Consider the following 18,020-nt stretch of genomic DNA (forward strand, 5'->3'; position numbering starts at 1 on the left):
GAGGGGGTGGCCGCCTGGGCGTTCGCGTCGGCCGGGCTGACCGCCGCCCAGGGCGTCGCCACCGGCACGGTCTACGGCGCGCTGGTCCTGGTGGCCAGCCTGCCCGGCGCCGCGGTGCTGCTGATGCGCCGCCTGCCGCGCCGGGAGCCCGGCAACTGTCGGTGATCCCGCCTACGGTGAGGATGCGAGGTGTGCGTCGTCGGGTCCGCCCGGCGACCGGACGGAGGAGAACCATGGACGAAACCCTGCCCAACGCGACGGTCCGGACCCGGGTCACGGTCCCGCTCAGGTTCCCCGACGGATACGTGACCACCGCCTCGGTGCACACCTTCCACGGCCTGGTGGACGGCCGCGAGCACCTGGCGTTCGGGCTGGGCGACCACGAGGCGGCGGACCCGCCGCTGGTCCGTCCGCACAGCGAGTGCCTCACCGGGGACGTGTTCGGCAGCCAGCGCTGCGACTGCGGCCCGCAGTTGCGCGAGGCGGTGGAGCGGATCGCCGACGCCGGCGGCTACCTGCTCTACCTGCGGCAGGAGGGCCGGGGCATCGGCCTGTACGCCAAGCTCGACGCCTACGCCCTGCAGGACGACGGCCTCGACACGTACGAGGCGAACCTGGCGCTCGGCCGGGGCGCCGACGAGCGGGACTACACGGTGGCCGCGCAGATGCTCGCCGCGCTGGGAGTGGACCGGGTGGCCCTGCTCAGCAACAATCCGGACAAAGCCGCCCAGTTGGAGCGGCTCGGCGTCCGGGTGGCCGACCGGGTGACCACGGGCGTGCACCTGTCCCCGGCGAACGCCGACTACCTGGCGGCCAAGGTCACCCGCGCCGACCACGCCCTCGACCTGCCGTTCGTACCGTGACCGGCCGGCCGTACGTGCTGCTCAGCTGCGCGATGTCGATCGACGGCTACATCGACGACGCGACGACCGAGCGGTTGCTGCTCTCCAACGACGACGACCTGGACCGGGTGGACGCGACCCGAGCCGGGTGCGACGCGATCATGGTGGGCGCGGCTACGGTCCGCCGGGACGACCCGCGGCTGCTGGTGCGCAGCGAGCGCCGGCGGGCCGAGCGGGTCGCGCGGGGGCTGTCCCCGTCGCCGGTCAAGGTCACGGTCACCGGCAGCGGCGACCTCGACCCGGCGGCCCGGTTCTTCACCGCGGGCGACGGGGCGAAGCTGGTCTACTGCCCGAGCGGTGTGGTGGACAAGGCCCGGGAGCAGGTCGGCGCGGTGGCCACGGTGGTCGACGCCGGCGAGTCGGTGACCCCGGAGGCGGTCGTGGCCGACCTGGCCGGGCGCGGCGTGAGCCGGCTGATGGTCGAGGGCGGCGGCTCGGTGCACTGCCAGTTCCTCACCGCCGGCCTGGCCGACGAGTTGCACCTGGTGGTCGCGCCGTTCTTCGTGGGGGACCGTCGGGCGCCCCGCTTCGTGGGGGACGGCCGCTTCCCGTGGCACCCGGGCCGCCGTGCCCGGGTCGTCGAGGTCCGCCAGATCGGCGACGTGGTGCTGACCCGCTACGCGCTCTCCGACCGCTGCCCCGCCTGACGCTCCGTCCCGGTCCGCCCTTGTGCGAGACCACGGTCGATATTAGTTTGTTGACAATCCATACGAACTGATTCCCGTGGACCCTTCCCGAAGGGGGACCGATGACACACCCCGACCCGGGTGCCTCCCGTCGCCGCTTCCTCGGCCTGGTGGGCCTCGGCGTGGCCGCCACCACCGCCGGGCCGCTGCTCGCCGGCTGTTCCGAGAAGCCGGCCGGCTCCGGCGGCGCCCAGCAGCTCGACGCCGTCTCCGGCGTGTTGCCGACGCGCAAGGACCCGACCGGCGGCGTCAAGCCCGACATCGTCGGCACCCGGCCGGTGGCCGACGGTTACACCAGCTATCCGGCCACCCTGGTCGACGCCGTCACCGACAGGCCGGGCACCAGCGGCAAGCAGGTCACCGCGATGACGCCCGCCTGGGGGGCCGCGCCGCCCGGCATCGCCCAGAGCGCCTACCTCCAGGCCGTCAACGCCGAGCTGGGCACGCCCGTCAACTTCACCATCCAGGACGGCGTCACCTACGCCGACAAGCTCAACGCCATGCTCAGCGCGCGGGACGTGCCGGAGCTGCTCTGCGTGCCGGGCTGGGAGGTGGAGAAGATCCCGCGCTTCGCCGAGGCGATCAAGGTGCTCTTCGAGGACCTCACCGACCACCTCAGGGGCGACGCGGTCGACGCGTACCCGATGCTGGCCAGCTTTCCCACCGGCGCCTGGCGCGAGGCGGTCTGGAACGAGCGGCTGGTGTCCGTGCCCAACCCCACCGACTCGCCGTTCCCGTGGGTGCTGTTCACCCGCAGGGACCTGCTCGACGCGCGCGGCCTGGCCGTGCCGTCGAACCTCGACGACCTGCTCACCGTCGCCAAGCAGGTCACCGACCCGGCCCGCAAGGTGTGGGCGTTCGACGACGTCTTCGCCATGATCCAGATGTTCCACCGGGTCCCCGCCTCCAAGCAGGGATGGCGGCTGCGCTCCGACGGGACGCCGGAGTTCAAGTACGAGACGCCGGAGTTCCGCCAGGCCCTCGAGGTGATGGCCAGGATCTACCAGGACGGCCTGGTCCACCCGGACATCGTGGCCAGCCGGGGCGCGGACGCCAAGCAGCTGTTCGCCAAGAACGGCGCCATCGTGTTCAAGCAGGACGGCATGGGCATGTGGCAGGGCGCCCAGGCCGAGCACCAGAAGACCAACCCGGCGTTGAACATCCAGGCGGTGCCGGTCTTCTCCGCCACCGGCGGCGACCCGCTGGTCTGGCGGGCGGACAAGCCGATCTCCTACACCTTCGTCAAGAAGGGCCTCGGCAAGGACCGGGTGAGTGAGCTGCTGCGGATCATCAACTGGTGCTCCGCGCCGCTGGGCAGCAAGGAGGCCCAGCTCCGCGACTTCGGCGTCGAGGGCAGGCACCACACCATGTCGCCGAACGGGCCGGTGAAGACCGACCTGGCGTTCAAGGAGATCGCCAACCAGTACTTCTTCATCAGTGGTCGCAACCCCACCATCGGGCCGTTCCCGGACACCCCCCGCTACGTCCCGGACGTGCTGAACTACTCCAACCAGATGGTCAAGTACCTGGAGAAGGACCCCTGGGACGGGGTGAAACTGGAGATGCCGGCCGCCTACAAGGCCAACCAGGTGCCGACGGAGGACAAGTTCACCGACCTCCTGCGCGGCCGGCGCCCGATGAGCGACGTGGACGCCATCGTCGCCGAGTGGAGGTCCAACGGCGGGGAGGAAGCCCGCAAACTGCTCGCCGACTCGCTGCCGAAGGCGGCCAGGTGAGCGAGCCGACCGTCTTGGTCGGGCCGGAGCGGGCCCGACCCGACGCCCCGGCCCCACCGGCCCGCGCGCCCCGCCGTCGTCGTGTGCCGCTGGGCGCCCGGCTGCGCCGCGACTGGCAACTGCTGGTCATGGTGGCGCCCGGTTTCGGCATCCTGCTGGTCTTCAGCTACCTGCCGATCGCCGGGAACGTCATCGCGTTCCAGGACTACAACCCCTACCTGGGCGACAACCCGTGGCAGGCGTTCACGCACAGCAACTGGATCGGCTTCGGCCAGTTCCAGCTCCTCTTCGACGACCCGGCGTTCTGGGACGCGTTCCGCAACACGCTCGCCATCACCGTGTTCCAGCTGGTGTTCTTCTTCCCGCTGCCGATCGTGCTGGCCGTCATGCTGCACAACCTGCTCTCCAGCCGGCTGCGCGGCCTCGTCCAGACGGTCGTCTACCTGCCGCACTTCTTCAGCTGGGTGCTGGTGGTCACCTTCTTCGTGGCCATGCTCGGCGGTGCGGGTCTGCTGGCGCAGACCATGCGCGACGCCGGCATGCAGCCGTGGAACGTGATGACCGATCCGGACACGTTCATCGTCCTGGTCACCGTCGAGGCGGTGTGGAAGGACGTGGGCTGGGGCACCATCGTCTTCCTGGCCGCGCTGTCCACCATCGACCAGAGCCTCTACGAGGCGGCCGCCGCGGACGGCGCCGGGCGGTGGCGCCGGCTGTGGCACATCACGCTGCCCGGCCTGCGCCCGGTGATCGTGCTGCTGCTCATCCTGCGTCTCGGCGACGCGCTCTCGGTCGGCTTCGAGCAGTTCCTGCTGCAACGCGACGCGGTCGGCCGGCAGGCCGCCGAGGTGCTCGACACCTTCGTCTACCACTTCTCCATCGCCACCGGAAACTACGGCTACGGCGCGGCGGCCGGGCTGTTCAAGGCCGTCGTCGGCCTCGTGCTGATCCTCGCCGCGAACCGGGTGGCGCACCTGCTCGGCGAACGAGGGATCTACTCGAGGTCATGACCGCGACCCGCCGCCGGTCGACCGGCACGCGACCCCGCCGCCCGGTGTGGGAGGAACGACCGAACCCGGTCGGCCAGGGGCTCAAGGCCGTCCTGCTCACCCTGCTGGTGGCCGGGGTGCTCGTCCCGCTCTGGGTGATCCTGGTGACCAGCCTCTCCTCCCGCGAGACGATCGCCGACGCCGGTGGCCTGGTGGTCGTGCCGAAGGGCATCGACATCTCGGCCTACCGGACCATCCTCGCCGGCGGCGCGGTCACCCGGGCACTGTGGATCAGCACGCTTGTCACCGTGTGCGGCACGGTGATCGCGCTGACCGTCACCGTGCTGGCCGCGTACGGGCTGTCCCGGCCGGGCACGGTGGGCCACCGCTGGCTGCTCGCGTACTTCCTGATCCCGTTCCTGGTCTACCCGCCGCTGGTGCCCCGCTACCTGGTGGTCACCGGGCTCGGCCTGAAGGACACCGTCTGGGCGCTGGTCCTGCCGCCGGCGATCAGCGTGTTCAACCTGGTCGTGGTGCGCGGCTTCTTCCAGGGCATCCCGCAGGAGCTGCTGGACAGCGCCCGCATCGACGGCGCGAGCGACTTCCGTACCCTGGGTCGGATCGTGCTGCCGCTGTCGCGCGCGGTGATCGCCGTGGTCGGCCTGTTCTACGCGGTCAGCTACTGGAACGTGTGGTTCGACGCGTTGCTGTTCATCGACCGCAACGACATGTACCCGATCCAGCGGGTGTTGCAGAGCTACCTGCTGGCCGGGCAGGCGCCGCACACCTCGGGCGGCACCGCCGGGGTGACCATGCCACCGACCGAGGCGATCAAGATGGCGGTGGTGGTGCTGACCGTCGCGCCGATCGTCGCGGTCTACCCGTTCGTCCAGCGGCACTTCGTCAAGGGTGTGCTGATCGGCGCGGTCAAGGGCTGACGCCGGCGCTCACAGCACCTGGGACAGGAACCGCTGCAGCCGCGGGTGCTCCGGCGCCTCGAACACGGCGGCCGGCGGCCCGGCCTCCAGCACCACGCCGGCGTCCATGAACGCGACCGTGTCGGCGACGGTGCGGGCGAAGCCCATCTCGTGCGTGACCACCACCATGGTCATGCCGCCGGCGGCGAGGTCGGCCATCACCGCGAGCACGCCCTTGACCAGCTCCGGATCGAGCGCGGAGGTGGCCTCGTCGAAGAGCATCACCTGCGGGCGCAGCGCGAGCGCCCGGGCGATGGCGACGCGCTGCTGCTGGCCGCCGGAGAGCTGTGCCGGCCGGGAGTCGGCCTTCGCGGCCAGCCCGACCAGGTCGAGCTGGGCGCGGGCGAGCGCCACCGCCTCGTCCTCGTCGAGCTTCTTGAGCTTGCGCAGCGCGAGCGTGACGTTGCGCAGCACGCTCAGGTGCGGGAACAGGTTGAACTGCTGGAACACCATGCCGATCCGCTGCCGCAACGCGTCCGGGTCGTCGCCCAGCACGCTGCGTCCGTCCAGCAGCACGTCGCCCCGGTCCGGCTCGATCAGCCGGTTGATCGTGCGCAGCAGGGTGGACTTGCCGGAGCCGGACGGTCCGATCACGCAGGCCGTGCCGCCCCGGGCCACGTCCAGGTCCGCGCCGCGCAGCACCCGGTGCGCGCCGAAGGCCAGGTGCACGTCGCGCACGGCCAGGCTGACCGAGGTCGTGGTGGTCATCGCAGGTCCCTTCCGGACGGGGTCAGGTCGGCCGGCTCGGTTTCCGGCTCGGGCGGCGCGGCCGGGCGGCCCTGCCGCAGCCGCCGGTCCAGCCAGTTCACCGCGTGGGTCAGCGGCACGGTCAGCGCGAGGTAGAACAGGCCGGCCAGCAGCAGCGCGGACTGGTTGCCGGTGTTCGCGGCGTAGTCCTGCCCGATCCGGAACAACTCCCGCTGGCTGGCCAGCAGGCCGAGGAAGTAGACCAGGCTGGAGTCCTTGATCAACGCGATGAGCTGGTTGACCCAGGCGGGCAGCACCCGGCGGACGCCCTGCGGGATGATCACCAGCCGCATGGACTCGACCCAGGAGAAGCCGAGCGCCCGGGCGCCCTCCAACTGGGCCGCCTCCACGCTCAGGATGCCGGCCCGGAAGATCTCGCCCAGGTAGGCGGCGGCGATCAGGGACAACGCCAGCACACCCAGCGGGTAGGGGTTCGGGCCCCAGACCTGCATGCCCAGCGGCGCCAGGCCGACGCCGATGAGCAGGATGGTCGCCGCGGCGGGCAGGCCGCGGAACACGTCGGTGTAGACCCGCGCCGGCCACCGCAACCATCGGGTACGCGAGATGCCCGCGACCGCCAGCAGCATGCCCAGCACCGAGCCGAGCAGGGCGGCGGAGGCCGCCAGGATCAGCGTGTTGGGCAGCCCGACGGTCAGCATCTCGGGCAGCGCCTCGCGCATCGAGTCCCCGTCGAAGAAGGTCTCCCAGAGGGTGCTCAGTGGATCCATCGTTCCTCCGTCCGCCCCGCTCGAATCCGGTCGTCCGCTCAGGAGGCGGCCGACGGCGACGGCACCGGGACCGATCCGCTGCCGGGCGTGAAGTCGGCCGGGATCGGGCGGCCCGGGTAGTACTGCGCCTGCAGGCGGCTCCAGGTGCCGTCGGCGATCACCTCGTCGAGGCCCTTGTCCAGCGCCTCGCGCAGCTTGTCGTTGCCCTTGGCCACCGCGTACGCGGTCGGGGCCGGGCTGAGCTGCTTCGCCGCGACCTTGATCCTGCCGTTGCTGTCCGCGGCGGACTTGTCGCCGATCTCCGCGGGCGCGATCCAGGCGTCGGCGGTGCCGGCCTTGAGCTGGTTGACCGCGCCGTTGTAGTCGGGCACCCGCACCGGGTCCAGCTTCTCCCGGGTGGCGAAGTCGTCCTGCACGGTGCCCTGGACCACCACCACCCGCTTGCCGGCGAGCTGGTCGAAGCCGGTGATCGGGGAGCCGGCCGGCACGTCCAGGCCGAAGTAGCCGAAGTCGTAGCCGTTGCCGAAGTCGACGGTCTTCTTCCGCGCCTCGGTGACCGTGATCGAGGAGCTGCCGACATCGAACTTACGGTTGTTGACCTGGGACAGCAGGGCGGAGAAGTCGGTGCCGACGAACTCGACCTTCAGGCCGACCTTGCCGGCGACGGCGCGCAGCAGGTCGTTGTCGAAGCCGGTGAACTCGCCGTTCTTGAGATAGACGTTCGGCGGGGCGTCGGTGAGCGTGCCGGCCCGGATCACCCCGGGCTGGAGCAGGCCGTACGGGTTGGCGGCCCCGTCGGTGGAGTCGTTCCCGCCGCAGCCGGTCAGCGCGGTGGCGGCGAGCACGGCGGCGGCGCCGACGGCGGCGGCGCGGGTCAGGACGGTACGGATACGCACGTTGTCTCTCCAGAGTGGACGGACACGCGGGACGCGTGCCGGTACCGGCGCCGCCGGGCGCGGCGGGGCCGGGAAGGGTGGATCGGGGAAGAGGGGAGGCGCTCGCTCAGCGCGCGTCGCGACAGGCGTCGCTGCACACCCGCATCAGGTCGACGTGGCGGCGCTTGACCAGCGTGAAGCCGGACGGGTGCGCGGCGGTGTCGCCGGACGCGGTGGAGGGTGGTGCGAACATCGGTCTCCCTGGTCGGTCGGTGCTGACCTGGGTGCCAGGCCACGCTTGCGCCGACGACTGCCGGCGCCTGGTCCTCACCCGGAGCACCCCACCGTGGAGGAGGGTTGCCGGCCAGCGAGCCGGGGCTTGACGCTGGCGCTCATGACCTGCCCAGAAGGCTAGCAGCACCGCCGTACCGGTCGTCCAGCCGTTATGACCCCTCTCACGCGCCGGCCCTTACCGCCGCGCGGGCACGACCGGCGCGTCCCGTCCGGTGCCGTGCCGGGACGGACCGTGGTGCTCGTGGTAGTCCTGCTCGACGTTCACCGTCCAGACGTCGTGGCCCGCGCCGTGCGCGATGTTCTCGGCGGTCAGCATGGCGGTGAGCATCGAGTGGTCCGCGTTGTTGTAGCGGTGCATGCCGTTGCGCCCGACCGGATGCACGTTCGGCACCTCCCGGGCCAGCCACCCCCGGATCACGTCGACGTTGTGCTGGTACCGCTCGTCGTACACCGGGTACGCCTTGGGCATCCGCACCACGTGTCCCGCCTCGACGCACCCCGGCCGGACCAAGCCCAGCCGCTCCAGCTCGGCGGTGGCGAACCGGACCAGCTCCGCGTCCGGCGTCCGCCACATCTCGTCGCCCTCGAAGACGAAGTACTCCAGCCCCAGGCAGGTCCGGCCGTCCTTGACCAGGTACGGCGACCAGGAGCCGAAGTTCTGGATCCGTCCCACCCGGGCCGCCGGGTCGTGCACGTAGATCCAGTTGTCCGGGAACGAGAACTCCGCCGGCACCACCAGCGCGACGGTGAGGAAGTCCCGGTACCGCAGGTCGTCCGCGGCGGCCCGGACCTGCGGCGGGGCGGCCGGACGCATGGCGTGCACCAGCGCGGAGATCGGCATCGAGGAGATCACGTGCCCGGCCGGCTCGGTGCGCGCACCGTCGGCGTCGACCACCGTCACGGCCGTGGCCCGTCGGGCGGCCGGGTCCCGGTGCACCTCGCTCACCCAGGAGCCGGTGGCGACCGTGCCGCCCCGCCGGACGACCTCCTCGGCGCAGCGTTCCCACATCATCCCCGGCCCGTGCTTCGGGTACTGGAACTCCTCGATCAGGCTCGTCACGTCCGTCCGGCGGCGGCCGGGCAGCAGCGCGTTGCGCATCGCGGTCGCCAACGACAGGTTCTTGATCCGTTGGGCGGCCCAGTCGGCCTGCAACTGGTCCGCCGGCATCCCCCAGACCTTCTCGGTGTACGTCTTGAAGAAGATCGAGTAGAGCCGCCAGCCGAAGCGCGCCGACACCCACCCCTCGAAGTGCGACTGGTCCCTCGGCGGGCGCAGCCGGGCCCGGCCGTACGAGCCCAGACAGCGCAGCGCCTCCCACACCCCCAGGTTGCGCAGCGCGTTGCCGGCGTTGAGCGGGTAGTCGAAGAGGGCCCCCCGGTAGTAGATCCGGCTCATCCGCGGCCGGAGCAGGAAGTCCTCGTCCGGCAGGATCTCGTGCCAGAAGTCCTCGACCCGGGTGACCTTGGTGAAGAACCGGTGCCCGCCGATGTCGAACCGCCAGCCGTCGCGCTCCACCGTGCGGCTGATGCCGCCCACCACGTCGTCGGCCTCGTAGACCCGGACCGGCAGGCCGTGCCGCCGCAGTTCGTACGCGGCGGTCAGCCCGGCCGGACCCGCCCCGATGACCACCGTCGCCTCACCGTCACCCATGCCCTCCGCGCCCCCCGCCCGCCCGCCGATGCGGCACCGCCCTTACCCGTCCTGCCGGCGTTCTCACCTGTCGCGCCGAGCCGGCCGGCAGGTCGGCCGCGACAGTGTGAACCGGGCCGGAACGGGGATGCGGCTCGGGTTTCCCGGTCCGGGGGTCGGTCGCGGGGCGACCGGTGGGAGCGCGATGACGGACGAACGGCGGGCCGGCCCGGCCGACGTAACCGATCGGGAGCGGCCGGTGGCGGCGGCCCGGTTGGTGGCGGCGGTCCGTCGGGTGCCCGAGCCCTGGGTCTTCGTGCTCGCCGTCTTCGTCGGTTCCAAGCTCGTGCTCAGCCTGGTCGGCGTGCTGGTGCTGGCCGCGTGGGACGGGGTGCCCGGCGCGCCTCCGGCCGCCGAGGCGATGATGCGCGACCAGCAGGACGCCGCCTCGTCGCACCGCTGGGTCTCGCTCTGGTTCGCCTGGGACTCCTTCCTCTACGACCACCTGGCCCGGCTGCCGCTGGACCGGCCGTGGCCGGACTTCGGGTTCCCGCTGCTCTACCCGTTCCTGGCCCGCCCCCTCGCGCCGCTGCTGGGCGGGCACACCACCTGGGCGCTGCTGCTGGTCAGCAACGTGGCGCTGGTGTTCCAGCTCTCCTACGCGTACCGGTTGGGGGGCCGGCTGCTCGGTGACGGCCGGCGAGCGGTGCGCTACCTGCTGCTGCTGCCGACCGCGTTCCTGTTCCAGGCGGCGCTGACCGAGTCGCTCTTCCTCTGTCTCGCCCTGGCCGCCTTCTGGTACGCCGAGCGGCGCCGCTGGCTGCTGGTCGGGATCGTCGGCTACTTCCTGGCGATGAGCCGGTCGGTCGGGTTCCTCGTCGTGCTGCCGCTGGCGCTGGTTCTGCTGCGCGAGCACGGCTGGCGTGCGGGCCCGCGTGCCTGGCCCCGGCTGCTGCGCGAGGGTTGGCCGCTGGTGCTGGTCCCGCTGGGCTGGCTGACGTTCATGGCGTTCTGCCGCTGGCAGGCCGGCGACTGGTTCGCCTACCAGCACGCCCAGGAGACCGGCTGGGGGATCCGGTTGCAGAACCCGCTGACCGTGGCCGGATCGGCGCTGGCGGGTGACAACTCTGCCGACGCGCTGCGGGTCTGGCTCGTGGTGGCGGCGCTGGTCGTGGCGGTGGTCGGGCTGCGGCGCCGGGCCGACTGGCCGTACCTGGTCTACACGCTCGTGGTGGTGCTGGTGCCGCTGTCGATGGGCCCGCCGGTGTACCGGAGCCTGCTGCGCTACCTGCTCGCCGCGTTCCCGGTCGCGATGGTGCTGGCCCGTTGGGCGCGCCGCCCCGGCCTCGACCCCTGGCTCACCGCGGTGCTGGCGGTGTTGCAGGGGGCGCTGTTCGCGGTCTGGCTCACCTACTGGACCCACCTGATCATCTGACCAAGGCTTGCTATGCAACAAAGTGCATAGCATGATGGCCGGCATGTCGCTGGAGCACGCCATCCTGGTCTCGCTGCTGGAGCGGCCGGCCTCCGGCTACGAGCTGGCCCGGCGCTTCGACCGCTCGATCGGCCGCTTCTGGACCGCCACCCACCAGCAGATCTACCGCGTCCTCCGGCAGATGGCCGAGGACGACCGGATCACCGGCGAGGAGGTCGGCCAGGAAGGGCTGCCGGACAAGAAGGTCTGGTCGGTCACCCCGACCGGCCGCGCCGCGCTCGTCGACTGGCTGCACGCCCCGGTGCGACCGGAGGCGGTCCGGCACGAGCTGGCGGTCAAGATCCGTGGCGCCGCGTTCGACGACGCCGCCGGGCGCGCCGCCCTGGTCGCCGAGGTCGAGCGCTACCGCGCCGACCACGAGACCGTCCTCGCCGGCTACATGGCCGGCGAACGCCGCGACTTCCCGGACGCCGGCGCACCCGACGCCCGGGCGGCGCTCCAGCACGTCGTGCTGCGCGGCGGCATCGCGTACGAGCGGATGGTGCTGGCCTGGCTGGACGACGTCCTGGCCACCCTCCGCGCCCTCGACCCCGACCCGGAAAGGCCACCCGCGTGAGCGACCCGCTGCTGTTCCACCCGCACCGCTACGACCCCGCCGACCTCGACGAGACCTCGCGCCGGCTGCTGCGCGCCACCGTCGACTGGTTCGAGACCCGGGGCAAGCGCGCCCTGGTCGACAGCTACAACACGCACGAGTGGTACGCCGACTTCCTCGCCTTCGCCGCCCGGGAAGGGCTCTTCGCCACCTTCCTCACCCCGTCCGCGGACGGCGGCGACGACCCCGACAAGCGCTGGGACACCGCCCGTAACGCGGCGCTCAGCGAGATCCTCGGCTTCTACGGGCTCGGCTACTGGTACACCTGGCAGGTCACCGTGCTCGGCCTCGGGCCGGTGTGGCAGAGCGGCAACGCCGCCGCCCGGGCCCGCGCCGCCGAGCTGCTCGACCAGGGGCACGTGATGGCCTTCGCGCTCTCCGAGCGACCCCACGGCGCCGACATCTACGCCACCGACATGCTGCTCACCCCCGACGGCGAGGGCGGCTTCCGGGCCACCGGCGGCAAGTACTACATCGGCAACGGCAACGTCGCCGGTCTGGTCTCGGTCTTCGGCCGGCGCGCCGACGTCGAGGGCCCCGACGGCTACGTGTTCTTCGCCGCCGACAGCCGGCACCCGGCGTACCGGCTGGTCCGCAACGTGGTCAACGCCCAGATGTACGTCTCCGAGTTCCGGCTGGAGGACTACCCGGTGCGCGCCGAGGACGTGCTGCACACCGGCCCGGCCGCGTTCGACGCCGCGCTGAACACGGTGAACGTCGGCAAGTTCAACCTCTGCACCGCGTCCATCGGCATCTGCGAGCACGCCATGTACGAGGCGGTCACCCACGCCCACGGGCGCGTGCTGTACGGCCGGCGGGTCACCGACTTCCCGCACGTGCGCCGCGAGCTGACCGACGCGTACGCCCGCCTGGTGGCGATGAAGCTGTTCAGCGACCGGGCGGTGGACTACTTCCGCTCGGCCGGCCCGGACGACCGTCGCTACCTGCTGTTCAACCCGATGACCAAGATGAAGGTCACCACCGAGGGCGAGAAGGTGATCGACCTGCTCTGGGACGTGATCGCCGCGAAGGGCTTCGAGGCCGACACCTACTTCGACAAGGCCGCCAAGGACATCCGCGGCCTGCCGAAGCTGGAGGGCACGGTGCACGTCAACCTGGCCCTGATCCTCAAGTTCATGCCGAACTACCTGTTCCGGCCGCAGCCGCACCCGGCGGTGCCGACCCGGCGGGACGCGGCCGACGACGAGTTCCTCTTCCGGCAGGGCCCGGCCCGTGGGCTCGGCGCGATCCGCTTCCACGACTGGCGCGCGGCGTACGACGCGCACGCCCACCTGCCCAACGTGGCCCGCTTCCGGGAGCAGGCCGACGGGCTGGTCGCGCTGCTCGCCGCGCACGCGCCGGACGAGACGCAGCAGCGGGACCTGGACTTCCTGCTCACCATCGGCCAGCTCTTCGCGCTCGTCGTCTACGGCCAGCTGATCCTGGAGCAGGCCGAGCTGACCGGCCTCGACGCGGACCTGCGGGACGAGATCTTCGACCTGCTGGTCCGGGACTTCTCCGGCTACGCCACCGAGCTGCACGGCAAGGCGGCCACCACCGACGAGCAGGCCGCCTGGGCGCTCGCGCACGTCCGCCGGCCGGTGGTCGACGCCGACCGCACCGCCCAGGTGTGGCAGCGGGTGGCCGACCTGGCCGGCGCGTACGAGATGCGCCGGTGACCGGCGGAATCGGGACGCGCGCCGGCCGGTCCGGCCGGTAGGTTGCACGGATGTTCGCGCTCGCCCTGACCGACGACGCCGAGCTGCGCCCGTTGCAGCCCTGGCACGCCGACGAGTTCCTCGCCAACCTCGACCGCTGCCGCGAGCACATCGCGCCCTGGGTCGGCGCGTCGTTCGTCGCCACCGACGCCGCGTCGGCCCGCTCGGTCCTCCAGGCGTACGCCGACCGCTGGGCCCGCGACGACGGCGGCATCTGGGGCATCTGGCAGCGCGGCACGCTCGTCGGGGGAGTGCTGCTGGTGTCGTTGAGCACCGCGCGCGGGGTGTGCGAGGCCGGCTGCTGGTTGGAGCCGGCCGCCGAGGGGCAGGGGCTGGTCACCCGGGCCGCCCGGGTCGTCATCGACTGGGCGGTCCGGGAGCGCGGCATCCACCGGGTCGAGTGGGTGACCCGGGCCGGCAACGAGCGCAGCATCGCCGTGGCCCGCCGGCTGGGCATGCGCCGCGACGGCGTGCTCCGGGGCGCCGCACCGGTGCCGGAGGGGCGGGCCGACATGGAGGTCTGGTCCGTGCTGGCTCCCGAGTGGACGACCTGAGACGGTTTCTTGTCGTACCCGGACGTCAACATGTGTCCATGGCTGTCCCCGCACTGGCCGACCGGTCCCCCCAGCCGCGCGCCCTGCCGCTGCGCGAGGTCCGCACCCGGCTCACCCAACTCGTCTCGCTCGCCGAGCTGACCGACACCGTCACCGTGGTCACCCGGGCGCCCCGCGCGGTCAGCGCGTCAGCGCAGGCCAGCACCGGTACGCGGGGCGTCTCGCAGCGGTCGGCGTCGGTCGTGGCGGCGCTGTCGTCCGCGCCACCGCAGCAGGCCCCGCCACTGCCGCATCCCCCACCGGGAGCGTCCCGCTCCGAGCCGAGGGTGAGCAGCACCACGTCGTACACGAAGGAGCCTCCTGCTTCTCGACGAACCCCTGCCGGTCGCGTCGTCACTACTTGTTAGCCTGACACCCCGGGCTCGCTGACCGGTCGCCGCCTGGCACCCGAGCCTTCTGGAGGCGAGAAGATGCCAGCGATCGTGCTCCTCGGCGCCCAGTGGGGCGACGAGGGCAAGGGCAAGGTTACCGACCTGCTGGGTGAGCGGGTCGACTACGTCGTGCGCTACTCCGGCGGCAACAACGCCGGCCACACGGTGATCACGCCGGACGGCCAGAAGTACGCGCTGCACCTGATGCCGTCCGGCGCGCTCTCGCCGAGCGCGATGATCGTCATCGGCAACGGCGTGGTGGTCGACCCGAAGGTGCTGCTCCAGGAGATCGACGGGCTCGCCGAGCGCGGCGTCGACGTCTCCCGGCTGCGCATCTCCGGTGACGCGCACCTGATCATGCCGCACCACCGGGCGCTGGACCGGGTGGTCGAGCGCTACCTGGGCAGCTCCCGCATCGGCACCACCGGTCGGGGCATCGGCCCGGCGTACGGCGACAAGGTCGCCCGGATGGGCATCCGGCTCCAGGACCTGCTCGACCCGGGCATCCTGCGCAAGAAGCTGGAGCTGGCGCTCCGGGAGAAGAACCAGCTCCTGTTCAAGATCTACAACCGCAAGGCGATCGACGTCGAGGAGACCGTCGAGGAGTACCTGCGCTACGCCGAGCGGCTGCGGCCGTACATCGCCGAGACCCGGGTGATGCTCTGGGACGCGCTGGACCGCGGCGAGACGGTGCTGCTGGAGGGCGCCCAGGCCACCATGCTCGACATGGACCACGGCACCTACCCGTTCGTCACCTCGTCGAACCCGACCGCCGGCGGGGCGTGCGTGGGCGCGGGCATCCCGCCGACCGCGATCACCAAGGTCATCGCGGTGAGCAAGGCGTACACCACACGGGTGGGCTCCGGTCCGTTCCCCACCGAGCTGTTCGACGAGAACGGGCAGCACCTGCGCAAGATCGGCCACGAGTACGGCACCACCACCGGCCGGGAGCGCCGCTGCGGCTGGTTCGACGCGGTGGTGGCCCGGTACGCGTGCCGCCTGAACGGCGTCACCGACCTGGTGGTCACCAAGCTGGACGTGCTGACCGGCCTGGCCAAGGTGCCGATCTGCGTCGGGTACGAGATCAACGGCGAGCGCTTCGACGACATGCCGATGACGCAGACCGACTTCCACCACGCCACGCCGATCTACGAAGAGCTCGACGGCTGGTGGGAGGACATCACCAAGGCGCGGACCGAGGACGAGCTCCCGGAGAACGCCCGCCGCTACATCGCCCGCATCGAGGAACTCACCGGCACCCGCGTGAGCGTCGTGGGCGTAGGCCCAGGCCGAGACGAAAACGTCCTCCGCCACCCCCTCCTCCCCTAACCCGCAACCTTGTTGATCAAGGAGTTTGCGTCGGATTCCGCTTGGAGTCAGACACAAACTCCTTGATCAACCATGTGGGGCCGAGGGCGGACAGGGGTTGTCCACAGGGTTGTCCACAGGGGTTTCGGGGGGTGGGTGGCCCGCGGGAATCTGCGCGGGTGGGTGAGTTCGACGACGTCAGGCGCGCGGTCGTCCGGCAGGGCGGGTTCGTGACGGCGGCGCAGGCCGAACGGCTCGGCTTCAGCCGCAACCAGGTCCGTCACCTGGTCCGCTCCGGGCGCTGGATCCGCGTGTCCCGTGGCTGCTACCTGCCGATGGCGGATCCGCCGGCCGTCGCTCTGCGGCGCACCCGGATCCGCGCCACGGTCGCGAGCCTGGGTCCGGGCGCGGTGGCCGTGCTGGACACCGCCGCCGAGCTGCACGGCATCGCCGGCCTCCGGTCGACCGCGACCATCCACGTCTCCGTGCCGACCGCCCGCCCGCACGTGCAACGTCGGGCCGAGCCGGGGCTGGAGCTGCACCAGCTGGGGCTCCGTGCGGCAGAGGTCTGTCGTGTCGACGGGGTGGCGGCGACGAATCCGGCCCGCACGGTCACCGATCTCATCCTGCGTGTGAACCGGTATGCGGCCGTATGTGTGCTCGACTCCGCCCTCAACCGAGGGCTGCTGCGCGACGCGGACCTGCCCCTGGTGCTCGCGGGCGTCGCGCGCCGCCGCGGCGCCGTCGCGGCGCGCGGATATCTGGCCGAGGCGGACGGGCGGGCCCAGTCACCGTTGGAGACCCGTACCCGGCTCCGATGCGTCGACGGTGGTGTGCCGCCCGACGCCCTGCAACTGCAGGTCCGGGACGACGACGGCCACCTGCTGGGCATCGGGGACATCGCCTGGCGTGGTGCGCGGCTGATCGCGGAGGCCGACGGCCGCGTGCCGCATCTGACCCCAGACGCGGTGTATGCCGATCGGTTCCGACAGAACCGTCTCGTCAACGCCGGCTGGCGCATCCTCCGCTTCACCTGGGCTGACACCCTTCGCCCCGACTACATCCCGGCCATGGTCCGACAGGCCCTGCGCCACGCCTGTTGACCAAGGAGTTCGCGTCGGCAGGAGCGCGATTCTGGGACGCAAACTCCTTGATCGACGGGCCCTGGGGTGGGGGTCAGTAGGATGCGGGATCGTGCGGGTTCTACTTGTGGGTGGTGGTGGGCGGGAGCACGCTCTCGCGCTCGGGTTGGCCGGCGACCCGGCCGTCGAGGCGCTCGTCGCGGCTCCGGGTAATCCGGGGATCGCGGCCGTGGCGGAGCTGCGGGAGGTGACGCCCACCGATCCGGCGGCCGTGGCGGCGCTCGCCGTCGACGTGGCGGCCGACCTGGTGGTCGTCGGGCCGGAGGCGCCGCTGGTGGCCGGGGTGGCCGACGCGGTACGCGCCAAGGGCATCGCGGTGTTCGGCCCGAGCGCGGAGGCGGCCCGGCTGGAGGGCTCGAAGACGTTCGCGAAGGACGTGATGACCGCCGCGGGCGTGCCGACCGCCCGTGCGTACACCTGCGCCGACGCGGCGGCCGTCGCCCGGGCGCTGGACGAGTTCGGCGCGCCCTACGTGGTGAAGGACGACGGCCTCGCCGCGGGCAAGGGCGTCGTCGTCACCGACGACCGGGCGCTCGCCGAGCGGCACGCCGCCGAGTGCGGCCGGGTGGTGATCGAGGAGTACCTCGACGGGCCCGAGGTCTCGCTCTTCGTGGTCACCGACGGCGAGGCCGCCCTGCCGCTGCTGCCGGCGCAGGACTTCAAGCGCGTCGGCGACGGCGACACCGGGCCGAACACCGGCGGCATGGGGGCGTACACGCCGTTGCCCTGGGCGCCGCCGGGCCTGGTCGACGACGTGATGCGGGACGTGGTGCACCCGACGCTGGCCGAGTTGCGCCGCCGGGGCACCCCGTTCGCCGGTCTGCTCTACGTCGGCCTGGCGATCACCGCCAAGGGCCCACGCGTGATCGAGTTCAACGCGCGGTTCGGCGACCCGGAGACCCAGGTCGTGCTCGCCCTGCTGGAGACGCCGCTGGCCGGGCTGCTGCACGCCGCCGCCACCGGCACGCTGGCCGCGCACCCACCGCTGCGGTGGCGCGACGGCGCGGCGGTCACCGTCGTGGTCGCGGCCGAGGGCTACCCGGCGGGCCCGCGTACCGGTGACGTGATCACCGGCGCGGACCGCGCCGGGATCATCCACGCCGGCACCCGCCGGGACGCCGACGGCACGTTGCGCTCCGCGGGCGGCCGGGTCCTCTGCGGTACGGCCACCGGCCCGGACCTGGCCGCCGCGCGCGACGCCGCGTACGCGCTG

General features: G+C 72.1%; 17 protein-coding genes, 2 pseudogenes and 1 riboswitch. Of the genes and pseudogenes, 13 read left to right on the forward strand and 6 right to left on the reverse strand.

The features are described 5' to 3' along the window. The 6 genes and pseudogenes from HUW36_RS08920 to HUW36_RS08945 form a co-directional block, all read left to right on the forward strand. Positions 1-165, forward strand: a pseudogene (locus HUW36_RS08920) (UPF0104 family protein); the annotation flags it as partial. A gap of 68 nt (positions 166-233) precedes the next feature. Beyond that, positions 234-863 (forward strand): GTP cyclohydrolase II, encoded by a 630-nt coding sequence (locus tag HUW36_RS08925; RefSeq protein WP_174527698.1) that lies wholly within the window; start codon positions 234-236, stop codon positions 861-863. After that, a complete protein-coding gene (locus tag HUW36_RS08930; RefSeq protein WP_174527699.1) occupies positions 860-1,549 on the forward strand; it encodes a RibD family protein in 690 nt (229 codons plus the stop codon). The genes HUW36_RS08925 and HUW36_RS08930 overlap by 4 nt, the downstream gene beginning before the upstream one ends. Before the next feature lie 101 nt (positions 1,550-1,650). Continuing rightward, positions 1,651-3,324, forward strand: a complete 1,674-nt coding sequence (locus HUW36_RS08935) for an extracellular solute-binding protein (protein WP_174527700.1) — start codon at positions 1,651-1,653, stop codon at positions 3,322-3,324. Further along, positions 3,321-4,334, forward strand: coding sequence for an ABC transporter permease (locus HUW36_RS08940; protein WP_174527701.1), 1,014 nt, complete (start codon positions 3,321-3,323; stop codon positions 4,332-4,334). The genes HUW36_RS08935 and HUW36_RS08940 overlap by 4 nt, the downstream gene beginning before the upstream one ends. Beyond that, positions 4,331-5,251, forward strand: a complete 921-nt coding sequence (locus tag HUW36_RS08945; protein ID WP_174527702.1) for a carbohydrate ABC transporter permease — start codon at positions 4,331-4,333, stop codon at positions 5,249-5,251. The genes HUW36_RS08940 and HUW36_RS08945 overlap by 4 nt, the downstream gene beginning before the upstream one ends. A gap of 9 nt (positions 5,252-5,260) precedes the next feature. Here the strand turns inward: HUW36_RS08945 and HUW36_RS08950 are convergent, their stop codons facing one another. From HUW36_RS08950 to HUW36_RS08965, 5 genes are all read right to left on the reverse strand, one after another. Beyond that, positions 5,261-5,998 carry an amino acid ABC transporter ATP-binding protein gene (locus tag HUW36_RS08950; RefSeq protein ID WP_174527703.1) on the reverse strand — a complete coding sequence of 246 codons (738 nt, stop codon included), beginning with the start codon at positions 5,996-5,998 and terminating at the stop codon, positions 5,261-5,263. Beyond that, entirely contained in the window at positions 5,995-6,765 is a 771-nt protein-coding gene (locus HUW36_RS08955; RefSeq protein ID WP_174527704.1) for an amino acid ABC transporter permease, read from the reverse strand. Before HUW36_RS08955 ends, HUW36_RS08950 begins: the two co-directional genes overlap by 4 nt. Positions 6,766-6,803: 38 nt before the next feature. Further along, positions 6,804-7,661 carry an ABC transporter substrate-binding protein gene (locus HUW36_RS08960; protein WP_174527705.1) on the reverse strand — a complete coding sequence of 286 codons (858 nt, stop codon included), beginning with the start codon at positions 7,659-7,661 and terminating at the stop codon, positions 6,804-6,806. Between the two features lie 106 nt (positions 7,662-7,767). Beyond that, positions 7,768-7,893 carry a hypothetical protein gene (locus HUW36_RS34860; protein ID WP_281357503.1) on the reverse strand — a complete coding sequence of 42 codons (126 nt, stop codon included), beginning with the start codon at positions 7,891-7,893 and terminating at the stop codon, positions 7,768-7,770. A gap of 36 nt (positions 7,894-7,929) precedes the next feature. Further along, a riboswitch (SAM riboswitch) is annotated at positions 7,930-8,040 on the reverse strand. 69 nt (positions 8,041-8,109) lie between these two features. After that, positions 8,110-9,585: an NAD(P)/FAD-dependent oxidoreductase gene (locus HUW36_RS08965; RefSeq protein WP_174527706.1), complete on the reverse strand. Its 1,476-nt coding sequence runs from the start codon at positions 9,583-9,585 to the stop codon at positions 8,110-8,112. A gap of 184 nt (positions 9,586-9,769) precedes the next feature. Here HUW36_RS08965 and HUW36_RS08970 point away from each other — a divergent pair, with 184 nt between their 5' ends. Genes HUW36_RS08970 through HUW36_RS08985 form a run of 4 tightly spaced genes read left to right on the forward strand, consistent with a single transcriptional unit; the run spans position 9,770 to position 13,926 of the window. Next, positions 9,770-10,999, forward strand: a complete 1,230-nt coding sequence (locus HUW36_RS08970) for a hypothetical protein (protein ID WP_246248006.1) — start codon at positions 9,770-9,772, stop codon at positions 10,997-10,999. 31 nt (positions 11,000-11,030) lie between these two features. Continuing rightward, the gene (locus tag HUW36_RS08975) at positions 11,031-11,615 is read left to right on the forward strand and encodes a PadR family transcriptional regulator (RefSeq protein ID WP_246248007.1); all 585 of its coding nucleotides are present in this window, start codon (positions 11,031-11,033) and stop codon (positions 11,613-11,615) included. Continuing rightward, a complete protein-coding gene (locus HUW36_RS08980) occupies positions 11,612-13,333 on the forward strand; it encodes an acyl-CoA dehydrogenase family protein (RefSeq protein ID WP_174527707.1) in 1,722 nt (573 codons plus the stop codon). The genes HUW36_RS08975 and HUW36_RS08980 overlap by 4 nt, the downstream gene beginning before the upstream one ends. A gap of 50 nt (positions 13,334-13,383) precedes the next feature. Beyond that, a complete protein-coding gene (locus HUW36_RS08985; protein WP_174527708.1) occupies positions 13,384-13,926 on the forward strand; it encodes a GNAT family N-acetyltransferase in 543 nt (180 codons plus the stop codon). 148 nt (positions 13,927-14,074) lie between these two features. Here HUW36_RS08985 and HUW36_RS08995 read toward each other — a convergent pair. Next, positions 14,075-14,275 (reverse strand): annotated as a pseudogene (locus HUW36_RS08995) (hypothetical protein); the annotation flags it as partial. A gap of 121 nt (positions 14,276-14,396) precedes the next feature. On the opposite strand from HUW36_RS08995, the gene HUW36_RS09000 reads away from it, so the two are divergent. From HUW36_RS09000 to purD, 3 genes are all read left to right on the forward strand, one after another. Continuing rightward, positions 14,397-15,686: an adenylosuccinate synthase gene (locus HUW36_RS09000; protein WP_174527709.1), complete on the forward strand. Its 1,290-nt coding sequence runs from the start codon at positions 14,397-14,399 to the stop codon at positions 15,684-15,686. A gap of 158 nt (positions 15,687-15,844) precedes the next feature. Next, the gene (locus tag HUW36_RS09005) at positions 15,845-16,768 is read left to right on the forward strand and encodes a type IV toxin-antitoxin system AbiEi family antitoxin domain-containing protein (protein WP_174527710.1); all 924 of its coding nucleotides are present in this window, start codon (positions 15,845-15,847) and stop codon (positions 16,766-16,768) included. A gap of 91 nt (positions 16,769-16,859) precedes the next feature. After that, a partial coding sequence (gene purD / locus HUW36_RS09010) for a phosphoribosylamine--glycine ligase (protein ID WP_174527711.1) occupies positions 16,860-18,020 on the forward strand: 1,161 nt, incomplete at its 3' end.

This window comes from Micromonospora maritima (assembly GCF_902825405.1).
GTDB classification, from domain to species: Bacteria; Actinomycetota; Actinomycetes; order Mycobacteriales; family Micromonosporaceae; genus Micromonospora; species Micromonospora maritima.